At 67.8% G+C, this 19,007-nt stretch carries 10 protein-coding genes; 5 read left to right on the top strand and 5 right to left on the bottom strand.

Going from position 1 to position 19,007, the window contains the following annotated elements; translation table 11 throughout:
- Nucleotides 1–17: 17 nt before the first annotated feature.
- Entirely contained in the window at nucleotides 18–1,118 is a 1,101-nt protein-coding gene (corA, locus tag QXK92_RS22540) for a magnesium/cobalt transporter CorA (protein ID WP_306245370.1), read from the bottom strand.
- Between the two features lie 187 nt (nucleotides 1,119–1,305).
- On the opposite strand from corA, the gene QXK92_RS22535 reads away from it, so the two are divergent.
- From QXK92_RS22535 to QXK92_RS22525, 3 genes are all read left to right on the top strand, one after another.
- The gene (locus QXK92_RS22535) at nucleotides 1,306–2,295 is read left to right on the top strand and encodes a malate dehydrogenase (RefSeq protein ID WP_306245368.1); all 990 of its coding nucleotides are present in this window, start codon (nucleotides 1,306–1,308) and stop codon (nucleotides 2,293–2,295) included.
- Between the two features lie 166 nt (nucleotides 2,296–2,461).
- On the top strand, nucleotides 2,462–3,643 hold the full coding sequence (locus QXK92_RS22530) for an NADP-dependent malic enzyme (protein ID WP_371934291.1): 1,182 nt from the start codon (nucleotides 2,462–2,464) through the stop codon (nucleotides 3,641–3,643).
- The gene (locus QXK92_RS22525) at nucleotides 3,640–4,494 is read left to right on the top strand and encodes a glycine betaine ABC transporter substrate-binding protein (RefSeq protein ID WP_306245366.1); all 855 of its coding nucleotides are present in this window, start codon (nucleotides 3,640–3,642) and stop codon (nucleotides 4,492–4,494) included. The genes QXK92_RS22530 and QXK92_RS22525 overlap by 4 nt, the downstream gene beginning before the upstream one ends.
- Here QXK92_RS22525 and QXK92_RS22520 read toward each other — a convergent pair.
- On the bottom strand, nucleotides 4,491–5,315 hold the full coding sequence (locus QXK92_RS22520; RefSeq protein ID WP_306245364.1) for an SDR family oxidoreductase: 825 nt from the start codon (nucleotides 5,313–5,315) through the stop codon (nucleotides 4,491–4,493). The genes QXK92_RS22525 and QXK92_RS22520 overlap by 4 nt on opposite strands.
- Before the next feature lie 252 nt (nucleotides 5,316–5,567).
- Between QXK92_RS22520 and QXK92_RS22515 the strand changes: the two genes are divergently transcribed.
- A complete protein-coding gene (locus QXK92_RS22515) occupies nucleotides 5,568–8,828 on the top strand; it encodes a LuxR family transcriptional regulator (protein WP_306245363.1) in 3,261 nt (1,086 codons plus the stop codon).
- A gap of 31 nt (nucleotides 8,829–8,859) precedes the next feature.
- Here the strand turns inward: QXK92_RS22515 and QXK92_RS22510 are convergent, their stop codons facing one another.
- Complete coding sequence (locus tag QXK92_RS22510) at nucleotides 8,860–12,648, bottom strand: multifunctional oxoglutarate decarboxylase/oxoglutarate dehydrogenase thiamine pyrophosphate-binding subunit/dihydrolipoyllysine-residue succinyltransferase subunit (protein ID WP_306245361.1); 3,789 nt, start codon at nucleotides 12,646–12,648, stop codon at nucleotides 8,860–8,862.
- Between the two features lie 193 nt (nucleotides 12,649–12,841).
- Nucleotides 12,842–13,606 carry a hypothetical protein gene (locus tag QXK92_RS22505; RefSeq protein WP_306245359.1) on the bottom strand — a complete coding sequence of 255 codons (765 nt, stop codon included), beginning with the start codon at nucleotides 13,604–13,606 and terminating at the stop codon, nucleotides 12,842–12,844.
- A gap of 196 nt (nucleotides 13,607–13,802) precedes the next feature.
- On the opposite strand from QXK92_RS22505, the gene QXK92_RS22500 reads away from it, so the two are divergent.
- Nucleotides 13,803–15,512 (top strand): MFS transporter, encoded by a 1,710-nt coding sequence (locus QXK92_RS22500; protein ID WP_306245357.1) that lies wholly within the window; start codon nucleotides 13,803–13,805, stop codon nucleotides 15,510–15,512.
- A gap of 3 nt (nucleotides 15,513–15,515) precedes the next feature.
- On the opposite strand, the gene QXK92_RS22495 is transcribed toward QXK92_RS22500, so the two are convergent.
- Nucleotides 15,516–18,920, bottom strand: coding sequence for a TM0106 family RecB-like putative nuclease (locus tag QXK92_RS22495; protein ID WP_306245355.1), 3,405 nt, complete (start codon nucleotides 18,918–18,920; stop codon nucleotides 15,516–15,518).
- Nucleotides 18,921–19,007: the final 87 nt, after the last annotated feature.

Here is a 19,007-nt window from a genome sequence, read left to right as displayed (position 1 = left end):
GGGACGGGCGAGAGCCGCTAAAGCCAGTCGCGGCGGCGGAAACTGAAGTAGAGGGCCACACAGATCACCACCATGGCGGCGACCACCGAGGGGTAGCCCCACCGTGAGTCGAGTTCGGGCATGAAGTGGAAGTTCATGCCGTAGATCCCAGCGACCATGGTGGGCACGGCGACGATACCGGCCCAGGCCGAGATCTTGCGCATGTCCATGTTCTGCTGCATCCCGACCCGGGCGAGCGCGGCCTGCACCAAGGAGTTGAGCATGTCGTCGTAGCTGGCGATCTGTTCAGCGGCCTGGGTCTGGTGATCGGCGACGTCGCGCAGGTAGCGGCGCACTTCCTTGTTGATCAGGTCCTTATTCTCGACCTGCATGCGCTGGAAGGCATTCGAGAGCGGCGCCACACACCGGCGCAACTCCACGACTTCGCGCTTGAGCAGGTAGATCGGCTCGACGTCGATCTTCTTGCCCGGCGCGAAGGCGACCACCTCGATGGCGTCCACGTCGTCTTCCATCAGGCTGGTGACGCCCAGGTAGTGGTCCACCACGTAGTCGGCGATCGCGTGCATCACCGCATACGGGCCCAGTCGCAGATGCTCGGGGTTGCAATCCATCCGCTTACGGACCTCGTGCAGGCCGCCGTGCTCGCCGTGACGGACGGTCACCACGAAGTCGGCGCCGACGAAGATCATGATCTCCCCGGTTTCGACGATCTCGCGGGCCAGCACCACCGACTCGTGCGGCACATAGTTGACGGTTTTGAGCACCAGGAACAGGGAATCGTCGTAGCGCTCGAGCTTGGGGCGCTGGTGGGCGACCACGGCGTCCTCGACGGCCAACGGGTGCAAACCGTACGCATCGGCCACCTCTTGCATCTGCGCTTGGTCCGGCTCGTGCAGCCCGATCCAGGCGAAAGCCTCCTGACCGTCCTGCTCGAGGTCGCGGACCTTCGCCAGCGCGTCAGCGGGGGTGAACTTTCCGGGCAGCCGGCGTCCGTCGACGTAGACGCCGCAGTCGACCAACGTCTGGGCCGGTGGATTGGGCACCGGATGCACATGCTGCTGGCGAGTTCGCGCGACGGGGCGGAGAGCTTCGGGCAATGCGTCAAACCCTGGGAACACATCCACCTCCAATCACGGCGCCGGTCTGTAGGCGGTGGTCATCGTACGCGCCCGGGCCGAACAAAAAGAGACGTAACGGTGCTGTCAGCAGCTACTTCCCAGCTGCCCGGCGGACCGGCGATTTCGCAGAGGCGGCGGTGCGCTAGTTTCGACCCGAACCAGTCTTACTCAAAGGAGCAGAACCGACGTGAGCGCAAGTCCTCTCAAGGTCGCCGTCACCGGTGCCGCCGGGCAGATCGGCTACAGCCTGTTGTTCCGCCTGGCCAGCGGCTCGCTGCTGGGCCCGGACCGTCCGATCGAGCTGCGGCTGCTGGAGATCGAGCCGGCACTCAAGGCGCTGGAGGGCGTGGTGATGGAACTGGACGACTGCGCGTTCCCGCTGCTGGCCGGCGTGGAGATCGGCGCTGACGCCAACAAGATCTTCGACGGCGTGAACCTCGCTCTGCTGGTCGGCGCGCGGCCGCGTGGCCCGGGCATGGAGCGCGGCGACCTGCTGGAGGCCAACGGCGCGATCTTCACCGCCCAGGGCAAGGCGCTGAACTCGGTGGCCGCCGACGACGTGCGCATCGGCGTCACCGGCAACCCGGCCAACACCAACGCGCTGATCGCGATGACCAACGCCCCCGACATCCCCAACGAGCGGTTCTCCGCGCTGACCCGGCTGGACCACAACCGGGCGATCTCACAGCTGGCCCGCAAGACCGGGGCCAAGGTCACCGACATCAAGAAGATGACGATCTGGGGCAACCACTCGGCCACCCAGTACCCCGACATCTTCCACGCCGAGGTGGGCGGCAAGAACGCCGCCGAGGTCGTCAACGACCAGGACTGGATCGAGAACGACTTCATCCCGACCGTCGCCAAGCGCGGCGCGGCCATCATCGACGCCCGCGGCGCCTCTTCGGCGGCCTCGGCAGCATCGGCCACCGTGGACGCGGCCCGCTCGTGGCTGCAGGGCACCCCGGACGGCGACTGGGTCTCGATGGCCGTGGTTTCCGACGGGTCCTATGGCGTGCCGGAGGGCCTGATCTCGTCGTTTCCCGTCACCACCAAGGACGGCGACTGGTCGATCGTGCAGGGCCTGGAGATCGACGACTTCTCCCGTGCCCGGATCGACAAGTCCACCGCGGAGCTGGCCGACGAGCGCAGCGCCGTGACAGAGCTCAAGCTGATCTGAGTCGCCGCGGATTGCCGCGAAGAGACGCAAAATCGCCTGGGAGCGCCAGCTCCCAGGCGATTTTGCGTCTGCTCGCGCAGCTAGCTGCCGCGGCCGGAAATGGGATTTCCATGCCCGTTCCGATAGCGATTCTGGATTGATAGCCGGGCTGAGTAGTCTGAGTGCCGTGTCCGAAACCCTCGAGAGCTCCCAAGTCATCGTCACGGACGACGAAATCTTCGTGGCACACGAAGGCGGCAAGCTTTCGGTAGGCCTGACCTCTCCGCTCGACACCCAGCGCGCGCTGTCGATCGCCTATACCCCGGGCGTGGCACAGGTGAGCCGTGCGATCGCCACGGACCGCACCCTGGCTGCGCGCTACACCTGGGCCAACCGGCTGGTCGCCGTGGTGAGCGATGGGACCGCCGTACTCGGCCTCGGTGACATCGGCCCAGAGGCGTCGTTGCCGGTGATGGAAGGCAAGTGCGCGCTGTTCAAGGAGTACGGCGGGCTGAACGCCATCCCGATCGTGCTGGACACCAAGGATCCCGACGAGATCGTCGAAACCCTGGTGCGGCTGCGGCCGACGTTCGGCGCCGTCAACCTGGAGGACATCTCGGCTCCGCGCTGTTTCGAGATCGAGCGGCGGGTCATCGAGGCGCTGGACTGCCCGGTGATGCACGACGACCAGCACGGCACCGCGGTGGTCTCGCTGGCGGCGATGATGGGCGCCACCAAGGTGCTGGGGCGGGACATGACCTCGCTGCGGGTGGTGGTCTCCGGCGCCGGGGCCGCCGGCGTGGCCTGCACCAATCTTCTTCTGGCAAGCGGGGTTTCGGATATCACCGTGCTGGACTCGCGCGGCATCGTGCACAACGGCCGTGACGACATGAACAGCGTCAAGGTGGACCTGGCCCGGCGCACCAACCCGAGCGGTCGCACCGGTGGGATGGTCGAGGCGCTCGACGGCGCCGACGTCTTCCTCGGGGTGTCCGGCGGACTGGTCCCCGAGCAGCTGATCGCGACCATGGCACCCGACGGAATCGTGTTCGCGCTGTCCAACCCGGACCCCGAGATCCATCCCGACGTCGCGGCCAAGTACGCGGCAGTTGTGGCCACCGGGCGCAGCGACTTCCCGAACCAGATCAACAACGTGCTGGCGTTCCCCGGCATCTTCCGCGGCGCGCTGGACGTCGGGGCGCGCCGCATCACCGAGAAGATGATGGTGGCCGCGGCCGAGGCGATCTATTCGGTGGCCAGCGAAGACCTCGCCGTCGACCGGATCGTGCCGAGCCCGCTGGACCGGCGCGTCGGAGAAGCCGTGGCTACCGCCGTGGCGCTGGCCGCAGAAGACTCCCACTGGGTGTGAGCATCGGCAGGCTGGCCGCGCTGCTGCTCGGCCTGGTGCTGATCGTCGCCGGGTGTTCGGGCCAAGACGGCCGCCGGCACCCGGATCTGGCGGTCGGATCCGCTCTGGACGGGGATTCGAAGTTACTTGCCGCACTGTATGTTTCGGCCTTGCGGTCGTACGGGTTTCCGTCGCACGCCGAGGCGGCCGCGGACCCGATGGCCAAACTGGACTCCGGTGCGTTCACGGTCGTTCCCGGCTACACCGGCCGGGTGCTGCGTCAGTTGCAGCCGGGTGCCTCCGAGCTGGCCGACAAGCAGGTGTACCAAGCCATGAACGCCGCGCTGCCCGAAGGCGTGGCCGCCGGTGATTACGCCACCGCTGCCGAGGACAAGCCGACGTTGATCGTGACGCCCGCGACCTCAGCGGCCTGGGGCGGTAGCGATCTGACCCTGCTGCTCACGCACTGCGACGGACTGGCGGTCGGTGCGGTCACCGGACGGCCGGCACCCTCGCCGGTGGGCTCGTGCAAGCTGCCCGCCCCGCGCGAATTCCCGGACGGCACAACGATGTTCGCCGCACTACGGGCCGGCGAACTGACCGTGGCGTGGGCAACCTCGGCCGACCCCGGCATTCCGCCGGACCTGATCGCGTTGGCTGACAGCAGCAAAGATTCATTGGTCCAGGCCGAGAACGTGGTGCCGCTGTACCGGCGCAACGCGTTGAGTACCCGACAGTTGTTGGCAGTCAACGAGATTGCCGGGGTGCTCGACACCGCCGCGCTGGCCGACCTGCGCCGCAAGGTCGCTGCCGGGGCCGACCCGCAGGTGGTGGCCGACGGGTGGTTGGGCGAGCACCCGCTGGGACGCTAGCTGGGGATGATGCGGCCGGTGACCAGTTCGACGATCCGCTGGTAACCCGAGCCGGTCACCCGCACCATCATGTCCAGCGCGACGGCGTCGGGACCGACGAGCACCCGCGCCTTGTTCTTGCGTACCGCGTTGAGGATGATCTTGGCGGCCTTGCGCGGGCTGGTATTGGCCAGCCGCTTGTCGAACAACTGGGCCAGCTCGTCGCGGTCGAGCCCTTCGGCCACGGTGGCGTTGCGGGCGATCGCGGTCTTAATGCCGCCGGGGTGCACGGTGGTGACGCCGACGCGGTGGCCGCTCTGGCGCATCTCCTGGCGCAGTGCCTCGGTGTAGCCGCGGACCGCGAACTTGGCTGCGTTGTAGGCGGAATAGCCGGGTACCGAGAACAGGCCGAACACGCTGGAGATGTTGATGACGTGCCCGTCGCCGGAGGCGATCAGGTGCGGCAGGAACGCCTTGGTGCCGTTCACCACACCCCAGAAGTCGACATCCATCACCCGCTCGATGTCCTTGAACTGCTCGACTTCCACGCTGCCGGTGTGCCCGATGCCGGCGTTGTTGTAGATCTGGTTGACCTTGCCGAAGTGCTCTTTGACCTCGTCGGCATACAGCAGGAAGCTCTCGCGCTCAGTGACGTTGAGCCGGTCGGCCTTGACCTGCACGCCGATCGCCTTGAGCTGCTCCTCGGTGTCGGCCAGTCCCTCGGTGTCGATGTCGCTGATCGCCAGGCTGGCACCGGAGCGGCCCAGTTCGACGGCCAGCGCCTGCCCAATTCCCGACCCCGCGCCGGTTACCACGGCGACCTTGCCCGCGAACCCCTCCATGAGCACCCTCCCTTGTCCGAAGCTCCGCGTCGAGATTAGCCGGTACCGGTGGTCCGAGGTATCAGTGGGTGCCACGTGTCAGAGTTCCGAAAGTCGGACGTAAAGGCTCTAAACCTCGCCCTCCCTTGCCTCGCGCACGCCTGAACCGCCGCAGAGTGCGTCCCTCCGAAGCACGGGTCGCGCGCAGGTCTGCGGTATCGTCGTCGACGATCGCAGGAGCCTGACGAGCACGAATGCAACGGGTGAAGCACTGTGAAAGTAGGCGAGCCGCTGCCGTTCGGGACGGTGACGTGGCTACTGGCTGAGGCGGCGGACTCGACCCGGCTATGGCGCACGGATGCGCAGGCCATGAACTCCGCCGTGGCCCGTCTCGATCACGCCGTGTGCGACGTGATCGACACCTACGGGGACGTGCGGCGTCTGGAGCAGGGCGAGGCCGGACGGTTGATCCTCGCGTTTGCCCGCCCCTCCGACGCCGTGGCCGCCGCGCTCGACTTGCAGCGAGCGCCGCTGAGCCCCATCGAGTTGCGCATCGCGCTGCACACCGCCGAGGTTCGGGCGCGTGGCGGCACCAACGATGCCGGTCTCACGGTGGACAAGACGGCACGTCTGCGTGATCTGGCCCATGGTGGCCAGACGGTGATGTCGGCCGCCACGGAAAGCCTGATCCTCGATCGCCTTCCGGCCGGTGCGTGGTTGACCGACCTGGGAACCCACCGGCTGCGCGACATACCGCGTGCGGAGCGCGTGGTGCAGTTGAGTCATCCGGACGTGCGTGTCGAGTTCCCGCCGCTGCGCAGCTTCGGTGACGCTGTTGCACGCTGGCTTCCTACCCCGTTGACGAGCTTTGTCGGGCGCGGCGCGCAGATCGAGCAGATCCGCGGGTTGTTGGCCGGCAACCGGCTGGTGACGCTCACCGGCACCGGCGGTGTCGGCAAGTCGCGGCTCGCGGCGGAGGTGGCGGCGCAGCTGGCTGGAGAGTTCAGCGCTGCCTGGTACGTGGATTTGGCCCCGGTCAGCGAGCCGGAACTGGCCGCAATCGCGGTTGCGCGGGCACTCGGGCTTCATGACCAGCCGGGCAGTCCCACCTTGGACAGCGCGCTGCGTTACCTCGCCGACAGTGACGCGTTGCTGGTGTTGGACAACTGTGAGCATCTGCTCGATGCGGTTGCCGCAGTGGCGATTGCGTTTCTGGACGGCTGCCCGGAGGTGCGTTTGCTGGCCACCAGCCGTGAGCCGCTGCGAATCGCCGGAGAGGTGAACTGGCGCGTCCCGCCGCTGTCGCTGGCCGATGAAGCGGTCGAATTGTTCAACGACCGGGCACGGCGAGCTCGGCCGGATTTTCGCCTTAACGAGGACGAGGCTGCCACGGTGTCGAGAATCTGCGCCGGCCTGGACGGTGTGCCACTGGCCATCGAGTTGGCGGCGGCACGGGTGCGGGCGCTCACCCTCGACGAGATCGCCGACGGGCTGAGTGACCGGTTCCGGTTGCTGACAGGCAGTGCACGCACCTCGGCTCCCCGGCAACAGACGCTGTGGGCCTCGGTGGACTGGTCCTATCGGCTGCTGACCGGGCCCGAACAGACGCTGTTCCGTCGCATCGGTGTCTTCGTGGGTTGCTTCAGCCTCGACGCTGCGCAGGCGGCGGCGGGGGACTTTCAGCGGCACCAGGTCCTCGACGGACTGACGCTGCTGGTCGACAAATCGCTGGTCGTGGCCGAAGACAAGGGCGGGCGGACGTGCTTTCGCCTGCTGGAAACGGTCCGTCACTACGCGCTGGAGAAGCTGGCCGAATCCGGCGAGCTGGACCGGGTGCGGCAACGGCACCGGGACTACTACGTGGCGATGGCCGCCTCGTTGGAGGACCCGGCGCGACCGGACTACGCACGTCGCGTCGTCCGGGCGGAGATCGAACTCGGCAACCTGCGGGCGGCTTTCTTGTGGAGCAGCGAGCGTGCCGAGTTCGACGTGGCCCTGACGCTCGCGTCGTCGCTGCTGCCGGTGTGGATCGAGCGCGGCCGCGTCGGGGAGGGACGCGCCTGGTTCGGCAGCGTCTTCGGGTCTCCGCGCTGGACACAGCAGCAGGTCTCCGCCGCCGTGCAAGCCCGGGCGTTGGCCGACAAGGCGCTGCTCGACGTCTTTGTCGACGTGGGGTCGGGCATGGAGCAGGCCGAGCTCGCGCTGCAGATCGCGCGCAAGCTCGGCAACCCGGGTCTGCAGTGCTGGGCGCTCACCGTCCACGGCTTGATCACGATGGTCGTGGTCAGCGCCGAGCAGGCGGCGACGTTCTTCGCCGAGGCGATCGATCTCGCTCGGGGAGTGCGGGATCGCTGGCGGTTGAGTCAGATTCTCACGCTGCAAGCCGTCGACGCGCTCCTGGCGGGTTGCCCCGTTGCTGCCGGGGAAGCGGGGAGCGAGGGGCTCGATCTCGCCGACGAGATCGGGTACCGAACCGCGTCGATGTGGTGTCGCTGGTGCCTGGCGTTCGCGCTGATGATGCGGGGGGAGCTGGCCGTTGCCGTCGAACAATTCACCGCTCTGGTCGACGAAGCAGAGGCATCTCACGAGGTCATGCACCGGGCCAACGGCCTGCAGGGCCTGACCTACGCGCTGGCACACCAAGGGAAGCTCAAAGAAGCGCTCGCCGCCGCAGATGGCGCGCTGGAGGCGGCAAAACTGGGCGGCTACTACGCCGGTATGGGCTATTCGGCGCTGGCGCGGGCGGCGCTGGCGGCCGGAGACGTTGAAACAGCCAAAGCCGCCAGTGAGGAATCGTCCCGGAATCTCGCCTTGGCCGTCCCGCGGACGGCCGCGGCACGGAGTTCCATCCACGCACAGGTTGCCCTGGCCAGCGGTGATCTCGAAACGGCGCGCCGCTGGAGCGACCATGCGGTGCAGGTCACCAGTGGCCGGCACCTGGTGGTCGCGTTGCTCACGCGCGCACGGGTCGCGATGGCTGAAGGCAGGCGTGAACAGGCCGAGCGTGACGCCTACGACGCACTCGCCTCCGCCGAAGACAGCGGGGCGCACCTGGACGTTCCCGAGATCTTCGAATGCCTCGCCATCTTGAGCTGCGATTCCGGTGCTCATGTCCAGGCGGCGCGACTGTTCGGGATGGCAGAGACTGCGCGGCAGCGTCAGGGTTCGGTCAGGTTCGTCATTGACCAGGCCGCCTACGACATCGCCGTCCAGACCGTGCGCGATGCGTTAAGTCAACCGGAGTTCGACGGGGCCTGGGCCGAGGGGGCGTCGATGTCGAGCGAGGACGCGATCGGCTACGGACAGCGCGGGCAGACCGGCCGTAAACGGCCGGCCGCCGGTTGGGACGCACTCACCCCTTCGGAGCGTGACGTCGCGCGGCTGGTTACCGAGGGACTGTCCAACAAAGACGTGGGCACCCGGCTGTTCATCTCGCCGCGGACGGTGCAGACGCACCTGACTCACATCTATGCCAAGCTCGGCATCGCGTCGCGTGTTCAGCTCGTGCAGCAGGCGGTCAACCACGGGGCGTGACGTCCCCGAAAGCGGGCCCCCCCACGCGCCGCTACGCGAACGCGGTGTCGATGATCTCCTGCTGCTCCACAGCATGCACCTTCGATGAGCCCGACGACGGCGCCGACATCGCCCGCCGCGAGATCCGCTTGATCCCGCTGAGCCGCTCCGGCAGCACCTCCGGCAGGGTCAGCCCCAGCGACGGCCAGGCGCCCTGGTTGGCCGGCTCCTCCTGCACCCAGAAGTACTGCTTGACGTTGGGGTACCGGTTCAGCGTCTCGTCGAGCCGGCGTCGCGGCAGTGGGGCGAGCTGCTCGAGACGCACGATCGCCACGTCGTCGCGCTTGTCCTTGGCCTTGCGGGCGGCCAGCTCGTAATAGAGCTTGCCGCTGGTCATCAGGATCCGGCTGACCTTGCTCCGGTCGCCGTCGCCTTCGTCGTAAGTCGGTTCCTCGATCACCGAGCGGAACTTCATCTCGGTGAACTCCTTGATGTCGCTGACCGCGGCCTTGTTGCGCAACATCGACTTCGGCGTGAACACGATCAGCGGCCGCTTGACACCGTCCAGGGCGTGGCGGCGCAGCAGGTGGAAGTAGTTGGCCGGGGTCGACGGCATGGCGATCGTCATCGAACCCTCCGCCCACAACTGCAGGAAGCGTTCGATGCGCCCCGAGGTGTGGTCGGGACCCTGGCCCTCGTGCCCGTGCGGCAGCAGCAGCACCACCGTCGACAACTGGCCCCACTTCGCTTCACCGGAGCTGATGAACTCGTCGATGATGGACTGGGCGCCGTTGACGAAGTCGCCGAACTGCGCCTCCCACAGCACCACGGCGTCCGGGTTGCCCACGGTGTAGCCGTATTCGAAGCCCACCGCGGCGTACTCCGACAGCGGCGAGTCGTAGACCAGGAACTTGCCGCCGGTGGGGGTGCCGTCCTTGTTCACCGCCAGCAGCTGCAGCGGGGTGAACTCCGCGCCGTTGCTGCGATCGATGATCACCGAGTGCCGCTGGGAGAAGGTGCCGCGGCGGGTGTCCTGGCCGGAGAACCGCACCAGCTTGCCCTCGGCCACCAGCGAACCGAGTGCCAGTAGCTCGCCGAAGGCCCAGTCGATCTTGCCCTCGTAGGCCATCTCGCGGCGCTTGTCCAGCACCGGCTGCACCCGCGGATGCGCGGTGAAACCTTCGGGCAGCGCCTTGAACGCGTCGCCGATGCGGGCCAGCAGCGCCTTGTCCACCGAGGTGTCCAGGCCGGCCGGAATCATCTGCAGCGACTCGACCGATTCGCTGGGCTGGGCGCCGTGCTTCTCCAGCTCCTTGACCTCGTTGAACACCCGTTCCAGCTGACCCTGGTAGTCGCGCAGCGCGTCCTCGGCCTCTTTGAGCGAGATGTCGCCACGGCCGATCAGGGCTTCGGTGTAGCTCTTGCGCACGCCGCGCTTGTTGTCGACGACGTCGTACATGTACGGGTTGGTCATCGACGGGTCGTCGCCCTCGTTGTGACCGCGCCGCCGGTAGCAGAGCATGTCGATGATGACGTCCTTGTGGAACCGCTGCCGGAAGTCGACGGCCAGCTGGGCCACCCACACGCACGCCTCCGGGTCGTCGCCGTTGACGTGGAAGATCGGCGCGCCGATCATCTTGGCGACGTCGGTGCAGTACTCGCTGGACCGCGAGTACTCCGGTGCGGTGGTGAATCCGATCTGGTTGTTGACGATGATGTGGATGGTGCCGCCGACCCGGTAGCCGGGCAGGTGCGCCAGGTTCAGCGTCTCGGCCACGACACCCTGGCCGGCGAACGCCGCATCGCCGTGCAGCATCATCGGCACCACCGAGAAGGCCTTCTCGCCCTCGCTGTCGGTGTCGCCGTGGTTGAGCAGGTCCTGCTTGGCGCGCACCAGACCTTCCAGCACCGGGTCGACGGCTTCCAGGTGGGACGGATTGGCCGTCAGCGACACCTGAATGTCGTTGTCGCCGAACATCTGCAGGTACACGCCGGTGGCGCCCAGGTGGTACTTCACGTCACCGGAGCCGTGCGCCTGCGACGGGTTCAGGTTGCCCTCGAACTCGCTGAAGATCTGCGAGTACGGCTTGCCGACGATGTTGGCCAGCACGTTGAGCCGGCCGCGGTGCGGCATCCCGATAACCACCTCGTCCAGGCCGTGCTCGGCGCACTGGTCGATCGCGGCGTCCATCATCGGGATGACGCTTTCGGCGCCTTCGAGCGAGAAGCGCTTCTGGCCCACGTACTTGGTCTGCAGGAACGTCTCGAAGGCCTCGGCGGCGTTGAGCCGGCTCAGGATGTACTTCTGTTGTGCCACAGTCGGTTTGACGTGTTTGGTCTCGACCCGCTCTTCCAGCCAGCGCAGTTGCTCGGGGTCGAGGATGTGGGTGTACTCCACACCGATGTGGCGGCAGTACGCGTCGCGCAGCAGGCCCAGCACGTCGCGCAGTTTCTTGTACTCCGCACCGGCGAACCCGCTGACCTTGAACACCCGGTCGAGGTCCCACAGGGTCAGGCCGTGGGTCAGCACCTCGAGGTCGGGGTGGCTGCGGAACCGGGTCTTGTCCAGCCGCAGCGGGTCGGTGTCGGCCATCAGGTGGCCGCGGTTGCGGTACGCCGCGATCAGGTTCATCACGCGGGCGTTCTTGTCGACGATCGAGTCCGGGTTGTCGGTGCTCCAGCGCACCGGCAGGTACGGGATGCTCAGCTCGTGGAAGATCTCGTCCCAGAAGTCGTCCGAGAGCAGCATCTGGTGGATGGTGCGCAGGAAGTCGCCGGACTCGGCGCCCTGGATGATGCGATGGTCGTAGGTCGAGGTCAGCGTGATCAGCTTGCCGATGCCCAGTTCGGCGATGCGCTCCTCGCTGGCGCCCTGGAACTCGGCGGGGTATTCCATGGCACCGACGCCGATGATCGCGCCCTGGCCGGACATCAACCGCGGCACCGAGTGCACGGTGCCGATGGTGCCGGGGTTGGTCAGCGAAATCGTCACGCCGCCAAAGTCTTCGGCGGTGAGCTTGCCGTCGCGGGCCCGGCGCACGATGTCTTCGTAGGCGGAGACGAACTCGGCGAAGCGCAGTTCTTCGCAGCGCTTGATGCCGGCCACCACCAGGGCACGCTTGCCGTCCTTGCCCTGCAGGTCGATCGCCAGGCCCAGGTTGGTGTGCGCCGGGGTGACGGCGTTCGGCTTACCGTCGACCTCGGTGTAGTGCCGGTTCATGTTCGGGAACTGCTTGACCGCCTGCACCAGCGCATAGCCCAGCAGGTGGGTGAACGAGATCTTGCCGCCGCGGGTCCGCTTGAGCTGGTTGTTGATGACGATCCGGTTGTCGATCAGCAGCTTGGCCGGAATGGCCCGCACGCTGGTCGCCGTCGGCACCTCCAGCGACGCTGACATGTTCTTGACGACAGCCGCGGCCGCGCCGCGCAGCACCTGCACCTCGTCGCCTTCGGCGGGCGGGGGAGGTGCGGCCTTCGGGGCTGCCGGGGCCGGCGCGGGTGCGCCGTTTCCGGATGCGCCGGCGGCGGTGGATTTGGCCGGCTTGACCGGCTCCGGGGCGGGCTTCGCCGGTGCTGCCGGCTTGGTTTCCGCGGGTGCGGCGGCCGTCGGCTTGGCCGGAGCTGCTGGCGCCGGCTTGGCGGGGGCGGGCTTGGCCTCGGCGGGCTTGGTCTTGGTGGCCGTGGGACCGTCCTGGCCCGCCTCGCCCGACGGCTCGGGGTTGTAGTCAACCAGGAACTCGTGCCAGCTCTCGTCGACCGAGGAGGGGTCGTCGCGGAACTTGCGGTACATCTCTTCGACCAGCCACTCGTTTTGCCCGAATGGAGAACTTATGTTGGCCACGGCCGCTGTTCGCCTCAATTCTTGTGTCCTGCAAGCGTTTTGGCGAACGCCTGCCACTCCTGGCGCCCCGGGTGGCGGGGCGCCTCACACCCCTCGGTGGTCGGTGAAGGGTACCGACCGTTTCTGACCCATAAAGGCTAGCGCTTTGCCCGCGATCCGCGAGAGAGACCAAGCGCTTTAGCCGGCATCCGGTTCAGCTGGCATCCCGGACGGGCGGCAGCACATGCAGGGTGACGGGCCACCGCTCCGGCGCCGGGCCGAAGGCCGAGCGTGAATTGCGGACCAGCTTCTTGCCCACCATCCGGTTGCCGATGGCGCCGATGATCGCTCCGATGCCGACGGGCAGCAGCTTGCCGAACATCAGGGCGCCCCGCTTGAGCGCGAACCGCTTGACGAAGCGCTTGAGCAGGCTGTTGTTCAGCTTCGATACGGCCGGCAGCGGCAGCGAGGCCATGCTCTCCGACACCCAGCCCCCGCTGGTCCGCCCGCCGCCGATCACCTGTGCCACGGCGGCCTTGCTGTTGTCGCCGACCAGCACGGCCAGCACCAGGGCGCGGCGCCGCTCCCGATGGTCGAGAGGGATGCCGTACACCGTGGCCAGCGCCAGCACCAGCAGCGCGGTGGCTTCCAGGAACACCGCGGTCTCGCCGGCCGCTGCCGACAGCGCGGCGATGGTGCCGATTCCGGGCAACGTCGCGGCGGCACCCACCGCCGCGCCGCTGGCCGTCACCGCGGCCACGAAGCGCTTCTCCAGCTTGGTCACGATCTCGGCCGGGCTGGCGCCCGGGTGCGCACGGCGCAGACGTGCCACATACGCCTCGGCGGCCGGGCCCTGGATGCGCGAACTGCGTTCGATGATCTGGGCCAATGCCCTGCTGGATGCCTTCGGCCGGCCTCCGGAACCTCCGTTTTCGGCTGCCTGCTGGTCCGGTACCGACTTGTTTCGTCGAGCGCTCATAGTGCCTCTCTTCGGGACGGCGTCTCTTCAGGCTAACGCGCGTCCCGCAAGATGAGTGCCGGGCAGAAAAGCTTCACATAATCCTGCCGTCGGCCCTGCTCCGCCGTGGCCGGAGAGCATGGCGGGTAACGCAGCGGGAATAATGCGGGCTGGACTTCGCGTGACCCGATGCGGGAGCCGAAACGAGGTGCGATTGATGAGCACGGCGACGAGCCGGGTGGCCGGGGACAGCCTTTCCGGAAGCCCCTGGGCGGCGCTGTGGGCGATGATGCTCGGCTTCTTCATGATCATGCTCGACTCGACGATCGTCGCGGTGGCCAATCCGACGATCATGACCGCGCTGCATATCGGATACGCCACGGTGGTCTGGGTGACCAGCGCCTACCTGCTGGGCTACGCGGTGGTGTTGCTGGTCGCCGGCCGACTGGGCGACCGGTACGGCCCCAAGAACCTCTATGTGATCGGCCTGGTGGTCTTCACCTTCGCATCGGTGTGGTGCGGACTTTCCGGCAGTGCGGCGATGTTGATCGCGGCCCGCGTGGTGCAGGGGGTGGGGGCCGGGCTGCTCACCCCGCAGACGCTGTCGATGCTGACCCGGATTTTCCCGGCGAACCACCGCGGCTCCGCGATGAGCATGTGGGGGGCCACGGCCGGTGTCGCCAGCCTGGTCGGCCCGCTGGCCGGGGGGACGCTGGTCGACGGCCTGGGCTGGCAGTGGATCTTCTTCGTCAATGTGCCGGTCGGCGTGGTCGCGCTGGCGCTGGCGATCTGGCTGATTCCGGTCCTGCCCTTCCGCACGCAGCGCTTCGACCTGATCGGCGTCGCGCTGTCCGGCGTGGGGATGTTCCTGCTGGTGTTCGGGCTGCAGGAAGGTGAATCGGCGGACTGGAAGCCGTGGATCTGGGCAGTGCTGGTCGCCGGCGTCGGGTTCATGACGGCATTCATCTACTGGCAGTCGGTCAACCGGCGGGCACCGCTGGTGCCGCTGAACATGTTCGCCGACCGGGACTTCAGCCTGTGCAACATCGGAGTGGCCATCATCTCGTTCGCGACGACCGCGATGATGCTGCCGCTCACCTTCTACGCCCAGTCGGTGTGCGGCTTGTCTCCGACGCGCTCTGCCCTGCTGATCGCGCCGGTGGCGATCAGCAGCGGCCTGCTCGCGCCGCTCGTCGGGCTCATCATCGACAGGGTGCACCCGGTGCCGGTGCTGGGTTTCGGGTTTTCGGCGCTGGCGATCTCGATGACGTGGCTCGCGATGGAGCTGGAGCCGGGCACCCCGGTCTGGCGGCTGGTGTTGCCGTTTGTCGGTATCGGGGTGGGCATGGCGTTCGTCTGGTCACCGCTGGCCGCCACCGCCACCCGAAATCTGCCGATCGAGCAGGCCGGCGCCGGCTCAGGCGTCTACAACGCGACCAGGCAGCTGGGCGCGGTGCTGGGCAGCGCGGGCATGGCCGCGTTCATGACGTGGCGGATCAACGCCGAGATGCCGGGGGGCGCGGGTGTATCGAACGGAGAGGAGGCGGCCCTGCAGCTGCCCTCTTTCGTGCGGGAGCCCTTTTCGGCTGCGATGTCACAGTCGATGCTGTTGCCTGCGTTCATCGCTCTGTTCGGGATCGTCGCGTCGCTGTTCCTGGTCGGCGCGGTGAGTTCGGCTCTGAGCCGGCGCGAAGTGGACGACCTGGCCGGCTACGCGCTGGCCGACGAGTCGGACGACGACCTGGACGACGACGACGGTTACGTCGAATACATCCTTCGCCGGGAGCCGGACTCTGCCTACGACGTCAACACCCAACCGCTGGTCGCAGTGCCCCGCCGCAACGGCGCTTCCCGGGTTCGTGTGCGCCCGGGGGCCGAGTATTCGCCCCAGTCCGATCCCGACGACCCGGTCGCCGGCCGAATCTGACGGTCACCGCCCGCTGGTGAGCGCCAGGAACGCGCCCAGGTCCACCAGGCCGGCCGGGGTTGCGGGCAGGTACTGCGTCAGCAACTCCGATCGCACGATCACCGCCGCGTACTGCGCCCGGCTGATCGCCACGTTGAGCCGGTTGCGGTTGAGCAGGAATGAGATGCCGCGCGGTACCTCGTCAATCGAGGACGCCGTCATGGAGATGAAGACGACCGGTGCCTGCCCGCCCTGAAATTTGTCGACGGTGCCGACCCGGACCCCCGGCAGACCGGCCTCCGAGAGCTGGTGACGGATCAGGGTCACCTGGGCGTTGTACGGCGCCAGCACCAGCACATCCGCGGCGGCCAGCGGCCGCGTGCCGTGCTCGTCGGTCCACGGGCGGCCTAGCATGCGCCTTATCTCGGCCACGATGGCGGCCGCCTCCTGCGGGCTGTCGATCGAATTGCCTTGGTGGCGAACAGGAAATACGTGCACGCCGGGCTCGTAGTCGGCCAGGCGTCGCGCGGTGGTGCGTTCGGCGTGCGATCGCAGCCGGCCTTCGTAGGACAACGCCGAGACCGCGGCGCACACATCCGGATGCATGCGGTAGGACAGGTCCAGGAAGTACCCGCGCTCGTCGGGCAGCGTCTGCTGTCCGTCGACGAGCCATTCCAGCGCGGAGATATCCACTTTCTCCGGGTGAGTGCCCTGACTGACCTGCGGCAGTTGCTGCGGATCGCCGAGCAGTAACAGGTTGGTGGCCGACGGCGCGACGGCGATGGTGTTGGCCAGGCAGAACTGGCCCGCCTCGTCGATCACCAGCAGGTCCAGGCAGCCCGGCTCTACCCGCTGCGCATTGGCGAAATCCCATGCGGTGCCGCCGATTACGCAGCCCGCATGGTCGGCGATGAAAGCGCGATATTGGCTGGCGTCGATCTCCTGCCACCGCGCGCCGCGGGTCGCCTTCTTGGCGACGAGAGCCGGATCCAGGCCGGCGTCGATTGCACAGTCCAGCACGTTCTCCACCGCAGCGTGTGACTGCGCGACCACGCCGACGCGCCAATGGTGTTCGGTGACCAGGGTCTTGATCACCCGGGCGGCGGTGTGTGTCTTGCCGGTACCGGGTGGCCCGTGCACCGCCAGGTAGGACGACTCGAGGCTCAGCGTCGCGGCGGTGATGTCGGCGACCGAGTCGCCGCTGCGCGGCAGAGCGCCGGCCCCACGCGTGCGTGGCCTGCGCCGCAGCAGCAGGTCGGTCAGGGCCGTGCGGGGCAGGGCGGGCAGTGCGGTGGCGACGGCGTGCGCGGTCGACGCGATGGACTCGCGCATCGCTGTCGTCTTCACCGGCGGTCCGGGTGTCAAGGCGACGGGAACCTGGTCGAAGGTGTTGCCGTCCTTGCCCGTTCGTTCCAGGATCGTCACTGTGGCGGGCAGGCTGGGGTCGTCCACACCGATGACCTGGGCGCGCCCGGCGCCCCGGCGGTCGGGATCCTCAGCCATGCCTGCCGGAGCCGGCGGTTCGTAGAGCGCGAACATCTCTGGATTCAGATCACCCCGGGCCAGCTCGCCCTGCAGCTGCAGCCGGCGCTGTGGCTTGCGGGCCCGCGACGGTATGTGCCAGTCGGCGACCACGGAGACGGCCTCGACGACGAAAACGTCTGTATTGTCCGACCATTCGTCGAGCGGGTAGTTCAGCCGGTCGAAGTGCGACCACCAGAACGGCTTGTCCTCGCGCTGGTGGTATCCCCGCGCGGCGGCGATCAGGGCGACCGCCGTCTGCTCAGGCGTGCGGTCGTCGGCAGCGGCGTCACCGGTGAACTTCGCCAATGTCACCGCCAGCTGGTCGTGGTCTTTGATGGTGTCCCGCTCGGTGACCGGCTGCACGCCGATCGGGGTGACGCCCGATTCCCAGGCCAGCATCAACAACCAGTCCCGGAGCTTGCGGGTGGACAGGCAGTCGTAGTGGTTGTACTCCTCGATCTCCTTGAGCACCGTCGCCGCCTCGTCCGCGCGGCCGCCGGCTACCAGTTCGCAGTACCGCGCATAGGAGGTGATCGAGTCGGTAGCGGTGGTGACATCACCCGAACGCAACTGGGAGCCCATGTAGAGCGGCTCCAGGGCCTTCAGGCTGAGGCTTTCGGCGCCGACCCGAATGCTCTTGCGTACCAAGGGATACAGGTCCACGAGTACCCCGTTGCGCAACAGGTCGTCGACCTCGTCCTCGCCGACACCGTAGCGGCCGGCCAGGCGCAGTAACGCCGTCTTCTCATAGGCCGCGTAGTGGTAGATGTGCATGTCGGGATAGCGCTTGCGGCGTTTGGCCACCAGCGCCAGGAACTGCTTCAGCGCCGCGCGCTCGCCGATGCGGTCGTGCGCCCACAGCGGACGGAACGTGCCGGCCGGCCCCGCTTCCAGGACGCCGAACAGGTACTCCAATCCCCACTGGTTGCCGTCGGCGGTCCACAGCGGGTCGCCTTCGAAGTCGAAGAAGAGGTCGCCCGGGTTCGGTTCCGGCAACAGTGCCAGCGGCTGCGGGTCGGCCACCTCGAACTGCGCGGTACCGCTATCGCGTTGCCGCATCTGCATTTTGGCCTGAGCGGTCAGCGTGCCGAGAGCTTGCGGGCTCAGTCCCGGGACGGGTCGATCGCGGTCGGCCAGCTCGCCGATGGTGGTGATGCCGGCGTCAATAAGCTTCTCACGCTGAGTGACTCGCATGCCGGCGACCAATAGCAGGTCGTCGACGGCGCGCAGCTGTTCGGTGCACAGGGGGCAGCGGAAGCAGGCCTGCACTCCGGAGTCCGCCCAGCGCACCGCGCGACCGGTGGCGTGATGTTCGTCCAGCAGCTGCTGCAGCTGTGCGCGCTGCGTCCGGTAGACCGGAATCAGGTCACTCAGGCGATAGCGGACCACCGTGCCGTCGCCGAGTTCCAGTTCGGCCTCAGGGGCTATCGCGACATCCGCCGTGCTGAGCGCGTCGGCGTATGCCGCCAGCTGCAACAGCGCGGTCACTTTGGGCGACCGGGTCAGCTTGGTGTCGGTGACGCGATACCGCTCGCCGTCGCGGACAAGGAAGTCGGCGAAACCGACGAACCGGCCGTCGAACATGGCTGCCTGATAGATGACGGGGGCGCCGGCGGCGATGGCGCGCCTGGTTGCTTCGGCTGCCGCCGTCAGGCCGGCGTGAGTGTAGGCGGGCCGGCCGATGACGGCGACCTCGTCGCCGAACTGAGCGCGCAGCCGGTCCAGCCGGCGGCGCTCGTGGTCGCCGCCGAGAACCGCCGTGCGGGCCAGCAATTCGTCCTCCACCGCCACGGCGGGGCCGCGCCCGAGTTTGGCGTCGAAATCGCGCAGCAGGGCGTACTCGCACCGCGCCGCGGACGCGAGATCCGATGCGCTGTAGACGATGGTGCCGGCCGAGACGAACACAGGTGCAACGGTAGGCGAGGGGTGTGACAGTGCGACGGCGGCAGGGGCCCGCCAGTCATAGCAACCGGCCGCCCCGCGGTCGAAGCG

The organism is Mycobacterium sp. TY815 (assembly GCF_030755135.1).
Classification (GTDB): domain Bacteria; phylum Actinomycetota; class Actinomycetes; order Mycobacteriales; family Mycobacteriaceae; genus Mycobacterium.
The sequence above is the reverse complement of the archived record's forward strand: the minus strand, read 5'-3'. Positions and strand labels throughout refer to the sequence as shown.